Below are 19,929 nucleotides of genomic sequence, written 5' to 3'. Positions count from 1 at the left end.
CGAACACGCGAAAAGGAAACACGCGTGGTCGGTCGCCCGCTGGACGCTCGTGTCACCGCCGCTTCGAGAGCGCGTCGCGGTCGACCACGATCAGCCGTCGGCCCGACACGGCGAGCAAGCCGTCCTTGCGGAGCGCGCCGAGCGTGATGGTGACGGTCTCGCGCGTCGAGCCGATCGACTGCGCGATCTCGAGGTGGGTGATCGGCGCGGAGATCAACGTGCCACGCGTGTCGGGCACGCCCCAGCGATCGACGGCCCCGAGGAGGAACTCGACGAGGCGCCCCTCGACGTTGCGGAAGAGGAGCGACTCGATACGATCCTCGGCGGCGCGCTGGCGATCGACGAGGAGGCAGAGCAGCCCCAAGCCGAGCGCCGGATCCTCGCGGAGCCAAGCGTGCATCGCGGCGATCGGGAAGCGGACGACCTCACTCTCGTCGATGGCGATGGCGCTCTCGACGTAGGTCCTGGCGCCCGCGAGCGCAGCCTCGCCGAGCAGATCACCGCTGCCGCGGTAACCAAGCGGGACCGTCTGTCCCGAGGGCAGTTTGCGCTCGAGTCGAGCACGACCGTGCCCGAGGAGCGCGAGCGAGGTGACGTCGTCGTGTTGCTTCTGGATGGACATCCCAGCGCGGACGACGTCGAGCTCGCCGACGTCGAGCGCGTTGTCGAACGTCGCACGAGACACCTTCTCGAAGAGAGGGCAGAGCTTCAGCGCACGGTTGATGCGCACCTTCGGCGCATCCACGGCGGGGCGGCGGTTATCCTGGATCGTGACCATGATTCATGGTCCATATTACCAGGGTTGGCGGTATCGCGAGATCGCTAACGTGAACCCACTGAAATTACGATGTCGCGGTGGAGCGCCGCCTCGGCCTCGCGGACGAAGCTCTGGAAGGTGCCATACGCATCGGGCTGCACCCGGCCCGCAGGGATGTTGATCGCCCGCTCGAAGACGAGGGTGTCGCGATCCACGCGATCGCTGACGGTCGCCGTGCGGCCTCCGTCCTGGGTGGAGGCAGCCGCGAGCTGGCTCGTGACCCGCGCGCCCTCGGGGAGCTTCACGCGCAGGCGAACATTCGAAAAAACCGACGATTGTTCGGAGATGTAGAGCGGCGTCTCACGTGACGGGAGGGCCGCGAAGGGCGAGAGGCGGAGCGCGAAGGGCGGCGAGACGACCATGTCGCCCGTGCGGACACGCGCGAAGTCGTTCATCTCGAGGTCCATGACGAGGACGAGCGGCGCGTCGAGGTCACTCGCGTTCTTGATGTCGAGCGAGCGCAGGCGCGCGCCCGGGAGGGCCTGGCCGATGAGCTTGGTCTCGATGGCCTCGTCACGCTGAGCGTCGGGCAGGCTCTCGAGCGCGCTGCGGAGCATGATGGCGAACTTGCCCTCGAAGCGTTGCTCGAGCTTGAGCGCGGCCGATCCATCGGCGCGCAGCTCGACCGTGCCCTCGTAGGTGACGCCGTCGCGCGAGCCGGTGAGCGGCGTGGTCTCGCGCGGCGCGCCCTTCGCGAGCACGACGGCAGGCTGGCCCCGCAAGGAGCTCGGGAGGTAGCCGTACGGCGCGAACTTGTCGCGGACGACCATCCAGCGCACGCCACGCTCGGTGGCGAGGCGGACGGCGAGCGCGTTGAAGGACTCGGCGTCGCTGAGGGGCCCACGCGCAGGCGGGGTGAGGCGATCACGCACGGCGCCGAGCGAGGCGTCGATGCCGACGAGGCGGCAGAGGTAGAGGAAGGCCTCGGTGCGGTTGCCGCTCTTGCCGATGACGGCGCGCCGGCCGTCTTCCTCGCGGCCCTGCTCGACGTTCGCGAGGACCCAGCGATAGATACGCCGCGCCTGCTCGTCGATGGAGGTCGGTCGAGCGGCAGGTTTGTCCTCGTCGTCGGGCGCGGCGCCGGTGACGATGCCCTGGGCGATGCGCACGAGGCGCGGGTCGCGCGGGGTCTCGTCGCTCGTGGCGTCGACGAGGCGATCGATGCGGTCCTGCAGGTTGATGCCCCAGCCGATGCGCACGTTGGGCAAGAACTCCTGCGTGGGCGCGCTGCCGGGCTCCTCGGGCAGGGCGGGGCTGCGATCGACGCGGAAGCGACGCTCGACGAAGGCGCCGTTCTCCTTGACGGTCGGGGCGGGGACCTCGCCGCCGATCTCGACGTCGAGCGGCCGGTTCTTGGGCGAGACGACGACGTACTCGCTGATGAAGTACGGGATCTTCTCCTCGCGGAAGAACCAGCGCGGGCCCTCGAAGCTGCGGCCGCCGCGGCCGTCGCCGCGCAGCGTGTAGAGGGTCTCGGTCTCGATGTAATCACCCACCTCGAGGTGAGGCATGGTGACGGTGGGCTTGCCGTCGACGAACTCGGGCTCGAGGACGCGGCCGTCTTTCTTGACGGTGCGGAGCTTGAGGACGAGGCCACGCGGGACACGTTGCTCGGCGAGCTCCTCGATGGCCTCGCGCGACTGGATGCCGATGATCTCGTGCTCGAGCATGCGCGCCGAGCCGTCGGCGTGGACCCAGAGCGTGGCGTAGTCGAGCACGCGCGCCGCCGTGCCGGGCATCTTCACGCCCGCGGCCTCGAACTGCGCGATCGCCTTCTTGCCGTCGATCCGGTAGGGCGTGAGCTCGGTCGTGCCCTCGACGAGCTCGATCGCCTCGCGCAGCGCGGCAGGGTCGGCGCCGGTCTGGATGGCCTCGACGAGCGCGCTGCGCAGGGCCGCGCGATCACCAAGGGCGAGGCGAGCGTCGGCGAGCGCGAGGCGCGCCGCGGCGTCCTCGGGGTTCTGGCGGACGGCCCGCTCGAGGGCCTCGATCGACTCGCGCTGCGCGCCGGCGCGCGTGAGGAGGTCGGCGATCTTGCCGGTGATGTCCTGGCGATCGCGGCGGGTCTTGCCGATCCGCTCGAGCTCGCGGATGGCGGCGCCCCAGTCGCGCCGCTCGAGGGCGCGCTGGAGGGCGACCTCGGCGTCGGGGTCGAGGGCCTCGATGCGCTTGGCGATCTTGTCGGCCTCGGCGACGTCGCCGCGCTCGTCGTGGAGGCGCAGGAGCGCGAAGAGGGCCTCGGTGTCCTCGGAGAAGCGCGCGGCCGTGTCCTTGACGGTGCGCGCATGTTCGACGCTCCAGCCGATCTGCGCGTACATGCGGCCGAGGCCCTTCAAGATATCGGGGACCTCGCGGAAGCGATCGGCGAGCTTGGCGACCTTGGAGGCGGCCTCGGGCGCGCCGACCTTGTCAGCCTCGTCGAGCGCGAGCCAGAACAGCGAGAGCCAGAGGTCGGGGTCCTTCTGGACGGCGCGCGCGCGGACGTCCTTCACGAGGTCACGCGCGTCGTTCTGCGGGAAGATCGGGTCCTTCTCGATGAAGAGGGCCTGCGTGGAGAGCGCGGGGCCCGTGGCGCGAGAGGGATCCTTCACGAGAGGCTCGAGCAGCACGGAGGCGAGGTCGTCCTGCCCCTCGATGTGCGAGAGCCACGCGGCGAGGTAACGCGCGATGGGATCCTTCGTGTCACGCGGCGAAGGGCGCGGGGTGCGCGGCGCCGCGGGGACGCCGAGCGCGAGGAGGAAGGGCTCGAGGGCATTGGGATCGGGGAGGATCGTCGGCGGCTCGAGGACGTACGGCGCCGTAGGATCGTCGGAGGTCTCGGCGCCGAGAGGAAGGCCGTTCGGCGCGAGGACGCGGATGCCGGTCTCGGCGCTGCCGACTCGCGCGAGGATGCGGTGGCGGCCCGCGGAGAGGCGGAGGCGCGCGCCGAAGCGCGGCCAGATGCCCCAGTCGCGCGGGTCACGCGTGAGGACCTCGACGTCGTCGACGCGGAGGGAGAACGCGCCCTGCACGGCGACGAGGACCTCACGCTCGGCCGGGAGGTCGAGGAAGGTCTCGGCGTAGAAGACGCCACCCGCGACGGGCTCGGCCGAGCGAATCTGGCAGCCGCGCCGCTCGGTGGCGAGGACGCGGGGTCGATCCGAGCGGCGCGGATCGGCCGGGAAGAGGCGAGGCCAGGGGCCGGCGCGCTCGGCCTCGTAGTGCACGCGGTGATCGCCGGCCGCGAGGTGGCCGAAGGGGCCGGCGAGGCGCGCCTTCTTGGCGCAGCCGAAGCGCTCGGCCGCGAGCTCGAGCGAGCTCTTGTCCTTCGTGGTCGCCTCCTTGCGCAGGCCCTCGACGCTCCACCACTCGGCGAGGTCGCTGCGCGCGCGCCAGCCGATGAAGCCGGGCTGATCGATCGTGCGCAGGACGGTGTCCTCGGCGAGCTTCCAGATCCCGGGGACGCTCGATCGCAGGCGGAGGAGGTGGCTCGCCGCGTACCAGCCGACGAGCGGCGCGTCGGGGTGATCGGTGGTGCGGGCCGCGGTGACGGCGTCGAGGTGGGCGAGGGCGGCGGCGCGGAAGCGTCCGTGGAGCTCGTCGTCGACCGCGCGCGCGAGCGAGCCGTAGAGGCCCTTGTTCGCGGCCTTGTCGAGCTTCGCGCGCGCCTGCTTGGCCCGCGCCGCGTCGCCGCCGGGGACGAGCAGCTCGCCGAGCAGCCAGCGGCCGAGGACCTCGCCGTCCTGCGAGGCGCTCGCTTCGGCGCGCATGGCGTCGATCGGATCGGCGGCCGCCTTGGGAAGGGCCGATCCGCAGGCGCCGAGGGCCGCGACGAGCGTGGCGGCGGATGCGATGCGAGCGATCGCGGCGATCAGGCGAGGACGCATGGCCGACGTGTTAGCGCGGCCAGGCAAGGGGGGCGAGCCGTCAGGGGGCGGCGCCGTCGATCTGGTCCTGCACTTGATGGAGGAGGACCGCCTGCTCGACCACGCCCGGCGCGACGTGCGCGCCCTCGGGGCCGACCGCTCGTCGCAACGTGGCGAGCTCCTGGTGGGCCGCGAGCAGGGCTTGCTCGAGCTCGACCGCCACGGCCGTCGGCTCTCCCTCGCCGCGCTCGGCGGCCGCGAGGGAGAGCTCGAGCTGCGCGATGCGCCACTCCGCCGCCTTGAGATCGGCCTCGGAGCGGGCCGCGCGCGCGGCGAGCGTGTCGAGCTGCGTCTTCATGGCCTCGGTGACGTCGAGGGTCGCGCTCGGGAGCGTGACGTCCTCGGTCGTCGCGAGGGGCGCGGCTTCGGTCGCCGTGGCGGCGAATCCTCCCACCGTCGACGGCGGCACGGCGGCGCCGTTTTGCGGCGCGGCCGCGGGCGGCGTGGCCTCGCCCGCGGGGGTCGCGGCGGCCGCGCGGAGCTCTTCGAGCTCCTCGACGAGCTCCTTGCCCACCCGCAGACCTTCGCGGAGCTCCGCTTCGAGCACCACGATGTGATGACCTCGCTCCCGGAGCTGCGCTTCGAGCGCGTCGATCTCCGGCGCCATCGACTCGGCCGCGGCGCGCTCGGCGAGCAACGTGGCGACCTGCTTCTCGAGCGCCTGCGTCTTCTCGGCGAGGTGGAGCCTTTCGGCCGTGGTGGCGGCGAGCGTCTCGGCGAGCTCGTCGGCGCGGCGCACGGCGGCAAGACGTCCGGCCTCCGATCGCTCGAGCGCGGCTTCGAGCTGGGCGACACGCGAGAGCAGGCTCGGGTCCGGCTCCTTCGTGGCGGCGGCGGCCTCCTGGGCGGCGAGCCGCAGCTCGAGCTCGGCGACGCGGGCGCGCAGCGCGGCCCTGTCGTTCGAGAGCTCCTCGATGCCCACGCCTGCCGCGCTGAGCTCGCCTTCGAGCTCCAGGGCGCGGGCTCGCGTGGCGGAGAGGTCGGCCGTGAGCTGCTCGATGCGCTCCTTGGCGCCTGGGATCTGCGGGGTCCCGCGGGCGAGCCCGAGCTCCACCTCGGCCTTCGTGCGCAGCTTCTTCTCGTCGTCGAGCTGCTTGGCGAGCTTGGTCGCGCGGTCGCGCTGGCGGCGCAGCTCCTCTTCGAGGTCGCGGATCTGGTGGGTCAGCCGCTCGGCGCGCACGTGCGCGTCGCCGGCGCGCGTGTCCACCTCGCGCAGCCGTTCGAGCTTCGCTTCGAGCTCGACCACGCGGGCCGCGGTCGCCACGGCTGCGGCTGCGCGCTCCTCGGCGGATTTCTCGTCCGTGCGCCTGCGCTCGTCGTGCGCGGCGAGCGCGGTCTCGAGCTCCTTCACGCGCCCGGCGTCCGCGGCCTTCGCGCCCGTCGCCCCGATCGCGTCGCGCACCTCGGCGAGCGAGAGCTCCACGACGACGAACGCGTCGACGGAGACCTTGCGCTCGCTGGCGATGGCGATGAAGTGCTCGGGCTCCTCGGTCGCCTGGAGGAGCGACGTGTCGACGCTGACCTCGAGATCCGGGCCCGCGGCGAAGTCCGCCACCGTGTACCCGACGAACGGCGCTTGCCCGAGCATGCGCACGACCGGGAACTGGAGCGAGACGAGGTCGTAGAGCGCGTAATACCCGGGCGGCGACGCTTCTTTGTTGCGCTGCGCGGAGAGCGCGAGCAGCCGGCGGGACGCGTCGGGGTTCGGCGAGGCGATCACCGCGATGCCGGCCGAGCCGGCGAGCTTGCGCGCCCTGCGCAGCACCTCGGACGGGTCGGCGAAGATCGAGAGATCGGGCACCACGACCACGTCGAAGGCCCCGTCGCGCACGCCGAGGTCTCCTGCGAGCACCGCGTGCGTCACGTGCCGCTCGCGGTCCTGCGAGGTGCGCGTGAAGGCCTCGGCCGCGCGTGCTGCGTCGGGATCGTAGGCGTGGACGAGCCGCGCGCCGCGCTCGACGAGCCGCTCGGCGAGCTCCAGGGTCGCGTCTCCGAGCACGGCGACGCGACGCGCGCGGACGAAGCGCTCGAGGTAAGCCCCGAGCACCATCGACGGGTGGACTGGCCTGTTCGACGTGGCGGCGCTCATACGGACGCCTCGTCCTCTGCGCCGTGGCACTGCATGAAGGGCTTACCGCTGCCGCAGGGGCACTCCTGTTCGGCCTTGACGATCGGCTCTTGCGGGGGCGGCTCTTCGGAGGCGCCGGGCGGCAGCTCCTCGTCGTGGTGGGCCACGGCGTGCTCGAGCTGCGCGGCGTGGCGGGCGAGGTCTTGCTCCTCGATCGCCTGCTCCTCCTCCTCGCGACGCACCTTCATCGCGAAGACCTTGGTCATCACGTTCGACTGCACGCGCGCGACCATGGTCACGAAGAGGTTGTAGCCCTCCTTCTTGTACTCCTGCTTCGGGTCCTTCTGACCGTAGCCGCGCAGGCCGATGCCGTCGCGCAGGTGGTCCATGTCGGTCAGGTGATCGACCCAGGACTTGTCGAGCTCCTCCAGGTAGATGTGCCGGAAGATGCGCAGCAAGAGCTCCGTGCCGATCTCCTTCTCGCGGGCCTCGAAGGCCTTCTCGGCGCGGTCGTAGAGGTCCTCGGCGAGCTGCTGCGGGTCGGCGTGTTCGCTGATCTCGTCGGGCAGCTCGATCCCGAAGTGCTCGCGGAAGCCCTGGAAGATCCCGCCCCAGTCCCAGTCCTCCGGCGGCTTGCGGGGCGGGCAGCTCTCCTCGACCATCGCGCCGATGATGCGGTCCATCAGGTCGAGGAAGCGCTCGCGTTGCTCGGTGAGCGCGCGCGGGATCAGCTCCACGCACTCGTCGTAGATCTCGACCCCCTCGTCCTCGCGGCCCTCGAAGGTGATCTTCACGCCGTACCGCGTGTAGAGCTCCTTCTGCAGGTTCTCGGCCTCGACGAACTTCTCGACCTTCTCGAAGTCCTTGCGCGTCAGCGTGCGCGGGTTGCCGTCCTTGTCGCGCGGCGAGATCGGGTCGGCCGCGAACATGCCGAGCAGGTAGCCGACGTCCGGCACCACGTCCTCGACGAGCCTCGGGAGCGCCTTGATCGTGCGCTTCTCGCCCGTCGCCTTGCCCTCCTCGTCGACGATGTCGGGCGAGTAGCGCCCCACGAGCAGCTGCTGACGGATGTCGTAGATCGTCTTGCGCTGCGCGTTCATCACGTCGTCGTACTCGAGCAGGTTCTTGCGGATGTCGAAGTTGCGCTCTTCGACCTTCTTCTGCGCGTTCTCGACGCTCTTCGTGACCCAGGGGTGCTCGATGGGCTCGTCGTCGGGCATGCCCATCTTCTCCATGAGGTTCTTCACGCGGTCGCCCGCGAAGATCCGCATGAGGTCGTCCTCGAGCGACAGGTAGAACCGGCTCATGCCCGGGTCGCCCTGCCGGCCGGCGCGGCCGCGGAGCTGGTTGTCGATGCGCCGCGACTCGTGGCGCTCGGTGCCGATGATGTAGAGCCCGCCGATCTCGCGCACCTCGTTGCCCTCGGCCTCGCACTCCTTGCGGATCTGCTCGACGAGCTCCTCGTACGCCTCGGGCTCGGCCTCGGGGAGGCGGTTCTGCTCCTTGAAGCGCAGCTTCGCGAGCATCTCGGGGTTGCCGCCGAGGAGGATGTCGGTGCCGCGGCCGGCCATGTTCGTGCTGACCGTGATCGCGCCTTTGCGACCGGCCTGCGCCACGACGTAGGCCTCGTTCTCGTGCTGCTTGGCGTTCAGCACGCTGTGCTTGATCCCCTTCTTCGCGAGGATCTTCGCGATCGCGGTGCTCTTCTCGACGCTCGTCGTGCCGACCAGGATCGGCTGGCCCTTCTCGTGCTTCTCGATGATCTCGTTGACGACGGCGGTGAACTTCTCGCGCTCGGTCTTGTAGACGACGTCCTCGTCGTCCGTGCGGATGATGTTCTTGTTCGTCGGGATGATGACGACGTCGAGCTTGTACGTGCTGTGGAACTCCGAGGCCTCGGTGTCCGCCGTGCCCGTCATGCCCGAGAGCTTCTTGTAGATGCGGAAGAGGTTCTGGAACGTGATCGTCGCCATCGTGCGGCTCTCCTCCTGGATCCGCACGTTCTCCTTGGCCTCGACCGCCTGGTGCAGGCCGTCCGACCAGCGCCGACCCGCGAGCACGCGGCCGGTGAACTCGTCGACGATCATCACCTTGCCCTCCTTCACCAGGTAGTTGACGTCGCGCTTGTAGAGCGTGTGCGCGCGCAGGCACTGGTTCAGGATGTGCAGCGTCTCCAGGTTGATCGGGTCGTAGAGGTTCTTGCTCTTCAGGACCCCGATCGCGGAGAGCAGCTTCTCTGCGAGCTCGACGCCGTCGTCGGTGAGGGTGACGGAGTGGCCCTTCTCGTCGACGTTGAAGTGCTCCTCGTTGCGAAGGCGCGGGATGATCTCGTTGATGACGCGGTACTTGTCGCTCGACCGCTCGCCCTGGCCGCTGATGATGAGCGGCGTCCGGGCCTCGTCGATGAGGATGGAGTCGACCTCGTCGACGATCGCGTAGTTCAGCGGGCGCTGGTGGTAGTCGAGCGCCGAGAATTTCATGTTGTCGCGGAGGTAGTCGAAGCCGAACTCGTTGTTCTGGCCGTACGTGATGTCGCAGCGGTAGGCGTGCCGCTTGTCGACGTCGTTCTGCTGGTTGACGACCACGCCCGTGCTCAGGCCGAGGGCGCCGTAGAGCTTGCCCATCCACTCGGCGTCGCGCTTGGCGAGGTAGTCGTTCACGGTGATGACGTGCACGCCTTTGCCTTCGAGCGCGTTGAGGTAACAGGGCAGCGTCGCGACGAGCGTCTTGCCTTCGCCCGTGCGCATCTCGGCGATCGAGCCCTGGTGCAGGACCATGCCGCCGATGAGCTGCACGTCGTAGTGACGCATGCGGAGCACGCGCCTCGAGGCCTCGCGGCAGACGGCGAAGGCCGGGATGAGGATGTCGTCGAGCGTCGCGCCGTTGTCGAGCTTCGTCTTGAACTCGGCCGTCTTCGCCTGGAGCTCTGCGTCGGAGAGCTTCTTCAGGTCCTTCTCGAGGGCCCCGATGGCCTCGACCTTCGGTCGCATGCGGCGGATGGCACGATCGTGCGAGGTGCCGAAGATCTTCTTCATCGCCCAGGTGAGCATCGTCTTTCGCCTTGGTCGGATCGAGGTGTCGGGGGGATGGCGCGGAGCCTGCCGAACGTAGTCCGTACAGCAAGCGGGCGCAAATCCTGCGGTCCGCAACTGGTAACGATTCGGAGCGCTTCCCGCAACGGAGCGGAGCGACGTGGAGGGGAGCCCCCCACGTCGGGAAGACGAGTGCACGAGGAGGGAGTCGAACCCTCAATCCTTTCGGCGCCGGAACCTAAACCCGGTGCGTATGCCAGTTCCGCCACTCGTGCTCGGGGGCCGGCACTCTAGCAGCATGTCGCGGAGCTGCGCATCCTTCCAGCGAACGGCGGGATCTCCAGGGTTCGGGCGGCTCAGGGGGCCACGCAGACCTGGTTTTCGCACTTCGGCTTCAGCGGATCGAGGCAGTGCTCGTCCTTGTCGCACTGCACGCAGAGCTCACCTTTGCAGATCGGCAAGAGCGGGTCCTTGCAGTCGGCGTTCGCCAGGCAGACCACGCACTCGTTTTTGTCTTTGCAGACCGGGGTTTGTGGGTTCGTGCAGTCGGCGTTCGTCAGGCAGACCTGACAGTTTCTCCCGTCGCAGATCGGCTCGGCGGCGCCGCAGTGCGTGTTCGTCAGGCACTCCACGCAGGAGTTGTCGGACAGGTCGCAGACGGGTTTGCCCGGGTCCTCGCAGTTCGCGTCCGACGTGCAGGCCGAGTGGCACTTCGCGTCGGTCCCGCAGAGCGAGCCGGACGGGCAGTGGGCGTCGACCAGGCACTCCTTGCATTCGCCTTTTTGCTGGTCGCAGATCGGCGAGACGACGGCGCAGTCCGCGTTCGTCGCGCAGGCGCCGCACTGCTTGCGCACCGGATCGCAGATCGGCTTCTTGTTGTCCTTGCAGTCGGCGTTCGTCACGCATCCGAGGCACGCGCCCGTGGCCACGTCGCAGATCGGCGAGTCGCCGGGGCAGTCGCCGTTCGTGGCGCACTTCGGCTCGCACTTGAAATCGCGCGGGAAACACGCCTCGGCGACGGCGCAGTGCTCCGTCGTCGCGCACTCCTCGCAGCGACCGAGCACGCAGAGCGGCTCGTTCGAGGGGCAATCTGCGTTGCTCGCGCACTCGATGCAGCCGTACGCCGGGCTGCAGCCGGCGGCGCACTTCTCGCCGCCGAACGAGCAGGTGTCGTTGTTGTTGCTGCTGCCGGACGTGCCGTCGCCGTCCGAGCCGCAGGCGGCGGCGAGCACGGCCGTGGCGGCGAGCGTCACGCTCGCTGCGAGCCAGGATTTCCAAAGACGCAAGTTCATCATGGTCACCTCTCGGGGGGAGGCTCGAAAGAAAGCCTAGGTTTTACGGGGATCGGGGAAGTCGGGGAAAGACGGATCAGCGGGCGACGAACACGCCGCGCAGGTCCTCGGTCTGCGAGATCGGCACGCCGTCCTTCATCGACGTCGCGCGGAACTGGTAGATCATGCCCGGGGTCAGCGCTTCGCCGCCGTATTGCACGGTCACGTCCTTCGAGCCGCTCACGCTCGGCACGGCCAGGTCTTCCCAGACCAGCACGCCGAACGCGTCGAACACGCGCAGCTCGTACATGTCCTCGCTCGAGTCGTCGGCCCAGACGAACGTGGGCGTGCCCGTCACCTCTTCGATCGCGTCCTTGCCGGGCGAGACCGTCGCGAGCGAGCCCGTCACCTTGAAGCCCTCCGCGAGCGTGATGTTCTGGCCGGCGACCTCGATGTGGACGATCTGCGTGCCGCCGATGGAGGTGTCGGGATCACGCACGAGGCCGTCGTTTTCGAAGGCCGCGAGGACGACGTACTTGCCGTCGGGCACGTCGTTGAACACGAAGTCGCCGGTCACGTTGCCCACGCGCAGCCCCTTCGGCACCTCGCCGCGCGCCGCGTTCTCGACGAACGTGTCCTCCAGCGCCAGCACCACGCTCGTCACGCTGTTGCCGTTGCCGTTCACGATGGAGAGCTTGCCCGAGACGTCCGCCGTCGCCGCGCTCGAGATACGGAGCTCCACGTTCTCCGTCTGCTTGCCCGCCTCGACCGCCACCGTCTTCGGCGTGATCTGCAGGCCGGCGGCGTAGGCCTGCACGTCCACGCTCGCGTTCGCCGGCACGTTGAACACCACGAAGTTGCCCTTGAAGTCGACGATGCCCGTCGAGCCGCCGGCGATGACCAGCGCGCCCGCCGGCACGAGATCCAGGCCTGCGTCGGCCACCACCGTGCCGGCGATCGACCCGAGGCCCGAGGCGTTCGGCAGCGGCACGAGCGCGATGTCCGTCGCCGCGGTTTGCACCACGGGCGGGCTGCCTGCGGCCGTGTCCACGTCGATCGGCAGCGCGATACGCGGCGCCAGCGGGAACGTCTGGTAGCCCGACGCGTCCGCGCGCAACGTCAGCTTCGCGGCGACCGGCTTGCCCGCGCTGTCGCGTCTGGCCGGCACGGCGAGGGTGTACGTCCCGTCCGCGGCCGAGATCGCGACCGGCGAGACGGCCGCGTCGTTCGCGTCGCGGGCCACGATCCGCGCGCCCTGGATGGGTTTGTCGTCGAGGGCGTTCGTGACGATTCCTTTGAACGACACGGGCGCAAAGCAGGCCGGCTCTGCGCCTTCGACCTCCTCGCACACCTGGCCGGACTCGCAGCCCGTCTGGGCCTGGACGGAGCAGCTTTTGTTCTCGTTTCGAGGTTCGTCGTCCCCGCAGCCGGCGAGCGCGGCCGTGGCGAAGGAAAGCGTGGCAATCGTCAGTACGCGAAGAGCATGCATCGTCGTGCCTCCAAGGAACCCTGAGCCGGCGAGGACCGGCCCGGCGGACACGCGTACTGCACGAACCGAACCATCACGTCGAGGACGGGCAAGTGCTTGAAATCGGGCTGATCCTGGAGCTCTGGGAGGACGTGCGGGGCGACTCTGGTTGCTCGCTCTGGTCGAGGGCCTTTCCACGTCCGGACCGCTCGTGGATGGGAAGAATCCGCGCACGGCCTGGACCTCGAAATGTCCTCGGACGACGAACCCTCGCTTCCGGTCACCGATTTGCGCGCAAGGCGCCTCACGCGAGCCTCTTTCGGGCACAGAGCGCCATCACACGGAAAGAGGCCAGGCGGCCGCGGGGGCCTCGGTTTCGACCCGGGATCTCCGGGGGCGGCGACGAAGGCTGGTAAGCTCAGAAACCAACTCGTCGATACCGGCGCCAGGCGGCACGCGCGCTGCAAGGTGCCGCGGCGCCATGCTCAACGTACCGACGATTCTGCTCTTGGATGAAGAACAACTGATGCGCGAGGCCACCGCGCTCTTGCTCACGAATCGTGGCGCGAAGGTGACGAAGACGGCGACGCTCGACGAGGCGCTCGTGGAGCTCGGCAGTCGCACGTTCGACGTCGCGGTCATCGACCTCTCGAGCTCCTCGGCGAGGTGTGCGGAGATCCTTCAGAAGATGCGCGCGCACGGCAACGCGCCGCAGCGGGTGATCGTCACGACGAACCAGCCCTTGCCCCGGCACGAGTCGGCGGAGATCGCGGACGTGATCGTCAAGCCGTACCCGTTCGAGCGGCTGCTCGACGCCGTGTTCGGCGCGCGCGCCACGCGGCGTGCGGCGCCTCGCTCCGGCGTCTTCCCGCTCGTCCGTCGCATCACGGCGAATCGGCGGACCGCGCAAGCGCGTCGCGGTCGGGTATGACGATCCGGCGCCTGTCGAGCTCGATGAGCTTGGCGCGGCGCAATTTGCCGAGCTCGAGCGTGACGGTCTCGCGCGTCGAGCCGATGAGGCTCGCGAGATCGGCGTGGGTGAAGGGCGCGGCGAGGGCCGTACCGCTCGCGTGGGGTTCGCCCCAGCGATCGAGCCCGTCGAGCAGGATCTCGACGAGCCGCGCGCGCACGCTGCGCAAGAGGAGCGAGGCGAGTCGGTCCTCGGCGGCGCGCTGGCCTTCGAGCAGCGCCCGCGCCACGACCGCTTGCAGGGTGGTGTCCGTGGTCGTGAGACGGCGCACGAACGTGGCCGGGATCACGAGCGCCTCGGCCTCGTCGGCGACGATGGCGTGCTCCGGTGCGACATCGCCCGTGAGCGCCGCCTCCCCGACGAGGTCGCCGGGCCCTCGATGAGCGACCGGGAACACGTGCCCGCTTCTCGCGCGCTCGAGCTTCACGCGGCCCTTGCCGAGGAGGTAGAGGGCGTGGGCCGGCTGGCCTTGCTGGGTGATTCGCTGGCGGCGGGGGAGGCGTTCGAGGCTCCCGCCGTCGAGCAAGGCGCGCCGGACGGGCTCGGGCAAGCCTCGGAGCCCGGAGCGCTCGAGGATCTCCTGAGCGCGGGCGCGCGTCTTGGTTGCCGTGGACTGTACCTCGCCATCCTGCAAACCCATGGTAACCCCCTGTATGACCGCCGAGCGAGTGAGCTGGGCTTCTCATACAACATCATGGGATGGACCTCACGTCCATCCCTGACTGAGGGTCTCATCAGGATCTTCCGGAGCCCTGAGGGAGCTTCTCCAGTTATTGTGTTTCAGAACACTCCATGGCAAGGCTTGTCTCGGTCCCGAGGATGCGCAATTTTTGAACCAAGAGATTGAGGACGAGGTAAAGCAAGACTCGGGCCGAGACCGGTTTCGGTGCTAGGGTGGGATGCGGTACCGGGACCGAAGTTGGTCTGGGCCGAGCCTCCACGCCGCCATGGCGTGGGGGTCCCAGGGTGTTCGACCAGGTAGGAGCTCTCGATGGGCATGGAGATGAAGCTCCAGTTCAAGCTGTCCCAGCAGCTTGTGATGACGCCACAACTGGTGCAGGCGATCCGGCTGCTCCAGCTGTCGCGGCTCGAACTGGTAGAGGAAATCCGCAAGGAGCTCGACGGCAACCCGCTGCTCGCCGACGACTCGGGCGAATCGGTGTCCTCGAAGTCCCGGGATACCTCCGGGACCAACAACCGGGACTCGCAGGACGCCGACGGCCGGAACCTGAACCTCGAGCGGTCGGGTTCGGAGCACTCCGACACCGACCTCGCCATGCGCGACACCGAAAAACGGGTCAAGGAGGTCGACTGGGAGCAGTTCCTCGAGAACCGCCAGCTCCAGCAGGCCATGCCCAACCAGCGGGGCGGCTTCGAGGAGCTGCCGCCGATCGAGCAGAACCTGACCCGGAACCTGAGCCTGCAGGAGCACCTGCTCTGGCAGCTCCAGATGAGCGACTTCGTGGAGAACGAGTGTCGCTTCGCCGAGCTCGTGATCGGCAACCTCGACGAGCGCGGCTACCTCGACCTGTCGGGCGGGGAGACGCCGGACGGGACGAAGCAGCCGGACCTGACGCTCGACGACCTCGCCCACGAGTCGGGGCTCGACCCGGAGGACGCGCCCGAGGTGCTCGCGATGATCCAGCGCTTCGACCCGGTGGGCGTGGCGGCGCGTGACCTCTCGGAGTGCCTGCGTATCCAGGCCGAGGTGCTCGGCTACGACGCGGTCGAGATGGCCATCATCAAGGACCACCTGCACAACGTCGAGCGGCGGAACTTCCCGGCGATCGCCAAGGCGCTGAAGATCTCGCTCGAGGAGGTCTACGAGTCGGTCCAGGAGATCCAGAAGCTCGAGAGCGTCCCGGCGCGGAACTTCGCCGAGGTCGACGACAAGACGATCGCCATCACGCCCGACGTCTACGTCATCAAGGACGGCGACCTGTGGGTCGTGACCGACAACGACAAGGGTCTGCAGCGGCTCTTCATCAACGAGGGTCTGGCGCAGCGGATGCTGAAGGACCCGAAGGCGAAGGAGTTCATCAGCGAGAAGCTCCGCAGCGCGCAGTGGCTCATCCGTGCGATCGAGCAGCGGCGCCGGACGATCATCAAGGTCACGGAGTGCATCGTCGAGAAGCAGAAGGACTTCCTCGAGCGAGGCGTGGCCTACCTGAAGCCGATGATCCTGCGCGACGTGGCCGAGAGCGTGGGGATGCACGAGTCGACGATCTCGCGCGTGACGTCGAACAAGTACGTGCACACGCCGCAGGGGCTGTTCGAGCTGAAGTACTTCTTCAACTCGTCGATCCACCGCGTCGCCGACGAGGACATCGCCTCGGAGAGCGTGAAGCAGGGGATCAAGAAGATCATCGCGGCGGAGGACAAGTCGAACCCGCTGAGTGATCAGGCGATCGTGAAGATCCTCGAGGACCAGGACGGCATCCGCATCGCGCGGAGGACCGTGGCCAAGTATCGAGAGATGCTCGGGATCCTGTCGTCGTCGAAGCGCAAGAAGATGTTCTGAGCGCCCCCTGTCCATGAGCGCCGACAAACGCACCGCCGAGCTGCTCTTCGCTCGGTTCTTCCAGCCGCACTACCCGAAGGACGTCCGGTTCGACCTCGCGAGGGCTCGAACCGAGGACGCGAATCCCGCGGGAAATCCCACGATTTTGGGGCAGATCGAGGCGATCGCCGCGACGTTCGCCCACCTCGCGCCGAAGGCCCTCGGCGCGCCGGAGCTCGCGCTCGACTTCTCGGACGCGTCGGTGCACCGGCTCGGCGCGAAGCTCACGCGGGAGAAGCGGGACGCTTGGCTCGAACCACAAGCGAAGGGCGAACCGCCGTTCCTCGTGCAGTTCGTCACGCATGGCGCGCTCTACGTGGGCGCGTGTGTCGTGAAGAACCACGGGGGCATCTGGCAGGTGCGGCGGCCGCTGTGGGAGTCGCTCGTGCGGCTCGAGTCACGGGCGGGCACGGGGGATCTGTCGGTCTTCGGGTGGTGGCTGAAGGCGCTCTCCGATGACGAGATCGATCATCCGCGCCTCGTCGATCGTTACCGCACGCACGTGGAGGTGCCGACGTTCGACGCGGACGCGCTGCCCGTGATCGCGCCGCCGGATCGGCGGATGCCGCGGCTCGTGAAGGTGCGGTACGACCTTCTCTACAAGCACCTGCGCGCGCACCTGCCGGAGCTGCGTGACGTGGGCGAGGACTTCCCGTCGGCGGAGCGCTTCGCCGAGCTCGGCTTCAAGTGGCTCGACTTCGTCTGGCTCGGTGGCGGGCGGATGCTCCTCTTGCACGGTCCGACGCCCGAGGGCGTGCACCTGTTCTGGCTCGACGCGAAGGGGTTCGTGAAGAGCGCGTTTTACCCGGCGGACTCGTTCCCCGCGCACGTCGTGGAGACGGACGGGGACAAACTACGGGTGATCGTGAGCATCGGGGGCGAGATGCGGGTGCACGAGATGCTCTGGTGGGGCGCCTGAAGAGGCGCCCCTTCCAGGCAGATCAACCAAGCTCGGCCGCGAGGCCCTTCGCCTCGTCGAGCCCCGCCCGCTTCTTCTTCAGCTCCTCGAGCTGATGGCGCGACTCCGCGACGACCTCGGCCGGCGCCTTCTCCGCGAAGCTCGGCAAGGAGAGCTTCTTCTCCAGCGCGGCGATGTCCTTCTCCGTCTTCTTGATCTCGCGCTCGATCCGCGCCGCTTCTTTCGCGCCCTCGACGAGGCCGCGCAGGTCGACGAGCACCTCGACGCCCGACGCCACGCTCATCACGTAGCCCTTCGGACGCGCCGCGCCGCGCGCCTCGATGCCCGGCTCCGCCGCGGTCTTCACGAGCGTCTTGATCGCGCGCGCCTCGCTCTGCAGGAGCGCGACCGCGGCATTCCCCTCCGCGCGGAGCAGGAGCGGGACCTCGGCGCCCGGGTGCACCTCGTGCTCGCTGCGGATCGTCCGCGCGGCGCTGATCACGGCCATCACCACGCCCATCTCGCGCTCGGCGTCCGCGTCACGCGCGACCGATCCCGGCGCGGGGTAGGTCGCGAGCGCGACGGATTTCGGCGAGCCCTCGGGCCGCGGCAGCCGCTGCCAGAGCTCCTCCGTGATGTACGGGATGAACGGGTGCAGCGCGCGGATCGACGCCTCGATCACGTACGCGAGCACGTCCTTCGTCTCGTCTTGCTCCGGCCCCGGCTTCGCGCCCGCGCTCGGGTTGAGCACGGGCTTCGTGAGCTCGAGGTACCAGTCGCAGAGCTCGCCCCAGAAGAAGTGGTAGAGCGCGAGCGCGGCCTCATCGAGGCGGAACTCGTCGAGCCCGCTCTTCGTCGTCTCGAGCGCGGCGCCGAGGCGCGAGAGGATCCACCGGTTCGTCAGCGTCGTCGCCTTGGGCGGCTCGCGCCTGACACGCGCGCCTTCGAGGTACGGCAGCGCGTAGCGCACCGCGTTCCAGATCTTGTTGCAGAAGTGCCGGTAGCCCTCGATCTTCTTCGGCGAGAGCGGGATGCGGCGCGCCTGCGGCGAGTACGTGCTCAGCGTGAAGCGCAGCGCGTCGGCGCCGTACGCGGAGAAGCCCGCGCCCATCTGCGAGGCCGACGGATACGCCTTCTTGAACTTCTTCAGCGACTCCTCGCGTGGCGCGCCGGGCAGCGTCTTCTCGACGACCGCGTCGAACGTCGAGCCGTGCACGAGGTCGAGCGGGTCGATCACGTTGCCCTTCACCTTGCTCATCTTGTCGCCGGTCTCGTCGACGACCATGCCGTGCAAGAGGATGCGCTTGAAGGGCGGCACGCCCATGAAGTGGATGCCCATCATCATCATGCGGGCGACCCAGAAGAAGAGGATGTCGTAGCCGGTCTCGAGGTCACTCGCCGGGTAGAACTTGCGGAGCATCTCCGTGTCGTTCGGCCATCCGAGCGTGGAGAAGGGCCAGAGGCCGCTCGAGAACCACGTGTCGAGCACGTCCTCGTCCTGGCGCAGTTTGCCTTCGCCGCACTTCTCGCACGCCGTCGGGTCCTCGCGCGTGACCATCACGTGACCGCAGGCGTCGCAGTAAAACGCCGGGATGCGGTGGCCCCACCAGAGCTGGCGCGAGATGCACCAGTCGAGGATGTTCGTCATCCAGTGCTCGTAGGTCTTCGTCCAGTCCTCGGGGATGATCTTCACGTGCCCGTGACGAACGGCGGCGAGCGCAGGGCCGGCGAGGGGTTTCGTTTTGACGAACCACTGCGTGGAGATCATCGGCTCGACGATCGATCCGTTGCGCTCGCTGCGCGGCAAGACGAGCGTGTGGTTCTTCGAGCCCCGCACGAGGCCCTTCTCCTCGAGCGCCTTCTTGACGGCCTTGCGCGCGGCGAAGCGCTCCAGGCCCTTGAACGGGCCGGCGTTCTCGTTGAGCGTGCCGTCCTTGTTCATGATGGAGATCATCTCCAGCTTGTGGCGCTTGCCCGTCTCGTGATCGTTGAAGTCGTGCGCGGGCGTGACCTTCACGGCGCCCGTGCCGAACTTGGGATCCACGAGGATCGCGTCCGTGATGATCGGGACTCTTCGATCGAGGAACGGGTGCTGCAGGAACTTGCCGTGCAGGTGCTTGTAGCGAGGATCGTCGGGATGAACCGCGACGGCGGTGTCGCCGAGCATCGTCTCAGGGCGCGTCGTGGCGACGACGAGCTCGCCTTCTCCACCAGCGATCGGATACGCGAACTCGAAGAGCTCGCCGTTCGCCTCTTCGTTCTCGACCTCGAGGTTCGAGAGCACGGTCTGCGCTTCGCAGTCCCAGTGCACGAGGCGCGTGTCGCGGTAGATGAGCTCCTGCTCGTAGAGACGCACGAACGCCTCGCGCACGGCGCGTGACATGTCGGCGTCCATCGTGAACTTGCTGCGCGGCCAGTCGGGGCTCGCGCCGAGCTCGCGCTGCTGGAGGGCGATACGCCCGCCGCTCTCGTTTTTCCACTGCCAGACGCGCTCGATGAAGGCCTCGCGCCCGAGGTCGTGGCGGCTCTTGCCTTCACGCTTGAGCTGACGCTCGACGACGGTCTGCGTGGCGATGCCCGCGTGATCGATGCCGGGTTGCCAGAGCGTGTTGAACCCGCGCATGCGATGCCAGCGGGTGAGGACGTCCTCGAGCGTGACGAAGAGCGCGTGGCCCATGTGGAGCGACCCCGTGACGTTCGGGGGCGGCATGGGCAGGACGTAGACGGGGCGCGTGTCCGCCGGATCGGGGGTCGCGGCGAAGACGTCGTGCTCGACCCAGTAGGCGTACCAGCGGGGTTCGACGTCCTTCGGCTCGTAAGCTTTCGCGAGTTCGGCAGTGCTCATCGGGGGCAGGCACATTGCCACACCGCGGCAACATGCACGAGGCCCCGACGAACGAGAGGTCGCGAGAAAATGTCGAAGACAGCCGCCTAGAATGC

Annotated in this window: 11 protein-coding genes and 1 tRNA gene; 3 read left to right on the top strand and 9 right to left on the bottom strand. The window is 68.7% G+C overall.

What is annotated here, in order from left to right; translation table 11 throughout:
- Positions 1 to 52 precede the first annotated feature (52 nt).
- The 7 genes from GF068_RS13265 to GF068_RS13235 all read right to left on the bottom strand — a co-directional run bounded on the left by GF068_RS13265 (position 53) and on the right by GF068_RS13235 (position 12,582).
- Positions 53 to 778 carry a Crp/Fnr family transcriptional regulator gene (locus GF068_RS13265; RefSeq protein ID WP_153819704.1) on the bottom strand — a complete coding sequence of 242 codons (726 nt, stop codon included), beginning with the start codon at positions 776 to 778 and terminating at the stop codon, positions 53 to 55.
- A 44-nt stretch (positions 779 to 822) separates the two neighbouring features.
- Entirely contained in the window at positions 823 to 4,683 is a 3,861-nt protein-coding gene (locus GF068_RS13260) for a hypothetical protein (protein ID WP_153819703.1), read from the bottom strand.
- Between the two features lie 40 nt (positions 4,684 to 4,723).
- On the bottom strand, positions 4,724 to 6,811 hold the full coding sequence (locus tag GF068_RS13255; protein ID WP_153819702.1) for a class I SAM-dependent methyltransferase: 2,088 nt from the start codon (positions 6,809 to 6,811) through the stop codon (positions 4,724 to 4,726).
- Positions 6,808 to 9,840, bottom strand: coding sequence for a preprotein translocase subunit SecA (gene secA, locus GF068_RS13250; protein ID WP_153819701.1), 3,033 nt, complete (start codon positions 9,838 to 9,840; stop codon positions 6,808 to 6,810). Before secA ends, GF068_RS13255 begins: the two co-directional genes overlap by 4 nt.
- A 175-nt stretch (positions 9,841 to 10,015) precedes the next feature.
- Positions 10,016 to 10,097 (bottom strand) — tRNA-Leu (locus tag GF068_RS13245).
- A gap of 81 nt (positions 10,098 to 10,178) precedes the next feature.
- Positions 10,179 to 11,117: a hypothetical protein gene (locus GF068_RS13240; RefSeq protein ID WP_153819700.1), complete on the bottom strand. Its 939-nt coding sequence runs from the start codon at positions 11,115 to 11,117 to the stop codon at positions 10,179 to 10,181.
- 73 nt (positions 11,118 to 11,190) lie between these two features.
- Positions 11,191 to 12,582, bottom strand: coding sequence for a hypothetical protein (locus GF068_RS13235; protein ID WP_153819699.1), 1,392 nt, complete (start codon positions 12,580 to 12,582; stop codon positions 11,191 to 11,193).
- A 487-nt stretch (positions 12,583 to 13,069) separates the two neighbouring features.
- Here GF068_RS13235 and GF068_RS13230 point away from each other — a divergent pair, with 487 nt between their 5' ends.
- Complete coding sequence (locus tag GF068_RS13230; RefSeq protein WP_170319459.1) at positions 13,070 to 13,492, top strand: response regulator; 423 nt, start codon at positions 13,070 to 13,072, stop codon at positions 13,490 to 13,492.
- Here GF068_RS13230 and GF068_RS13225 read toward each other — a convergent pair.
- Positions 13,446 to 14,171 (bottom strand): Crp/Fnr family transcriptional regulator, encoded by a 726-nt coding sequence (locus GF068_RS13225; RefSeq protein ID WP_153819697.1) that lies wholly within the window; start codon positions 14,169 to 14,171, stop codon positions 13,446 to 13,448. The two genes, GF068_RS13230 and GF068_RS13225, sit on opposite strands and share 47 nt — an antisense overlap.
- Before the next feature lie 351 nt (positions 14,172 to 14,522).
- On the opposite strand from GF068_RS13225, the gene rpoN reads away from it, so the two are divergent.
- Together rpoN and GF068_RS13215 are read left to right on the top strand one after the other, a co-directional pair.
- A complete protein-coding gene (gene rpoN, locus GF068_RS13220) occupies positions 14,523 to 16,052 on the top strand; it encodes an RNA polymerase factor sigma-54 (RefSeq protein ID WP_153819696.1) in 1,530 nt (509 codons plus the stop codon).
- Positions 16,053 to 16,065: 13 nt separating this feature from the next.
- Positions 16,066 to 17,010 carry a hypothetical protein gene (locus GF068_RS13215; protein ID WP_153819695.1) on the top strand — a complete coding sequence of 315 codons (945 nt, stop codon included), beginning with the start codon at positions 16,066 to 16,068 and terminating at the stop codon, positions 17,008 to 17,010.
- Between the two features lie 22 nt (positions 17,011 to 17,032).
- On the opposite strand, the gene GF068_RS13210 is transcribed toward GF068_RS13215, so the two are convergent.
- A complete protein-coding gene (locus GF068_RS13210) occupies positions 17,033 to 19,834 on the bottom strand; it encodes a valine--tRNA ligase (RefSeq protein WP_170319458.1) in 2,802 nt (933 codons plus the stop codon).
- Between the last annotated feature and the right edge of the window lie 95 nt (positions 19,835 to 19,929).

The sequence above is a fragment of the Polyangium spumosum genome (genome assembly GCF_009649845.1).
GTDB lineage: Bacteria > Myxococcota_A > Polyangia > Polyangiales > Polyangiaceae > Polyangium > Polyangium spumosum.
Note: the sequence above shows the minus strand (reverse complement) of the source record. Positions and strands in the feature narration are given on the sequence as shown.

What these genes read in the sequence shown, in the direction of transcription:
- GF068_RS13240 (WP_153819700.1), bottom strand. Translation starts at nt 11,117, where the DNA reads ATGATGAACTTGCGTCTTTGGAAATCCTGGCTCGCAGCGAGCGTGACG.
- rpoN (WP_153819696.1), top strand. Translation starts at nt 14,523, where the DNA reads ATGGGCATGGAGATGAAGCTCCAGTTCAAGCTGTCCCAGCAGCTTGTG.
- GF068_RS13235 (WP_153819699.1), bottom strand. Translation starts at nt 12,582, where the DNA reads ATGCATGCTCTTCGCGTACTGACGATTGCCACGCTTTCCTTCGCCACG.
- GF068_RS13215 (WP_153819695.1), top strand. Translation starts at nt 16,066, where the DNA reads ATGAGCGCCGACAAACGCACCGCCGAGCTGCTCTTCGCTCGGTTCTTC.
- GF068_RS13255 (WP_153819702.1), bottom strand. Translation starts at nt 6,811, where the DNA reads ATGAGCGCCGCCACGTCGAACAGGCCAGTCCACCCGTCGATGGTGCTC.
- GF068_RS13225 (WP_153819697.1), bottom strand. Translation starts at nt 14,171, where the DNA reads ATGGGTTTGCAGGATGGCGAGGTACAGTCCACGGCAACCAAGACGCGC.
- GF068_RS13210 (WP_170319458.1), bottom strand. Translation starts at nt 19,834, where the DNA reads ATGAGCACTGCCGAACTCGCGAAAGCTTACGAGCCGAAGGACGTCGAA.
- GF068_RS13265 (WP_153819704.1), bottom strand. Translation starts at nt 778, where the DNA reads ATGGTCACGATCCAGGATAACCGCCGCCCCGCCGTGGATGCGCCGAAG.
- secA (WP_153819701.1), bottom strand. Translation starts at nt 9,840, where the DNA reads ATGCTCACCTGGGCGATGAAGAAGATCTTCGGCACCTCGCACGATCGT.
- GF068_RS13260 (WP_153819703.1), bottom strand. Translation starts at nt 4,683, where the DNA reads ATGCGTCCTCGCCTGATCGCCGCGATCGCTCGCATCGCATCCGCCGCC.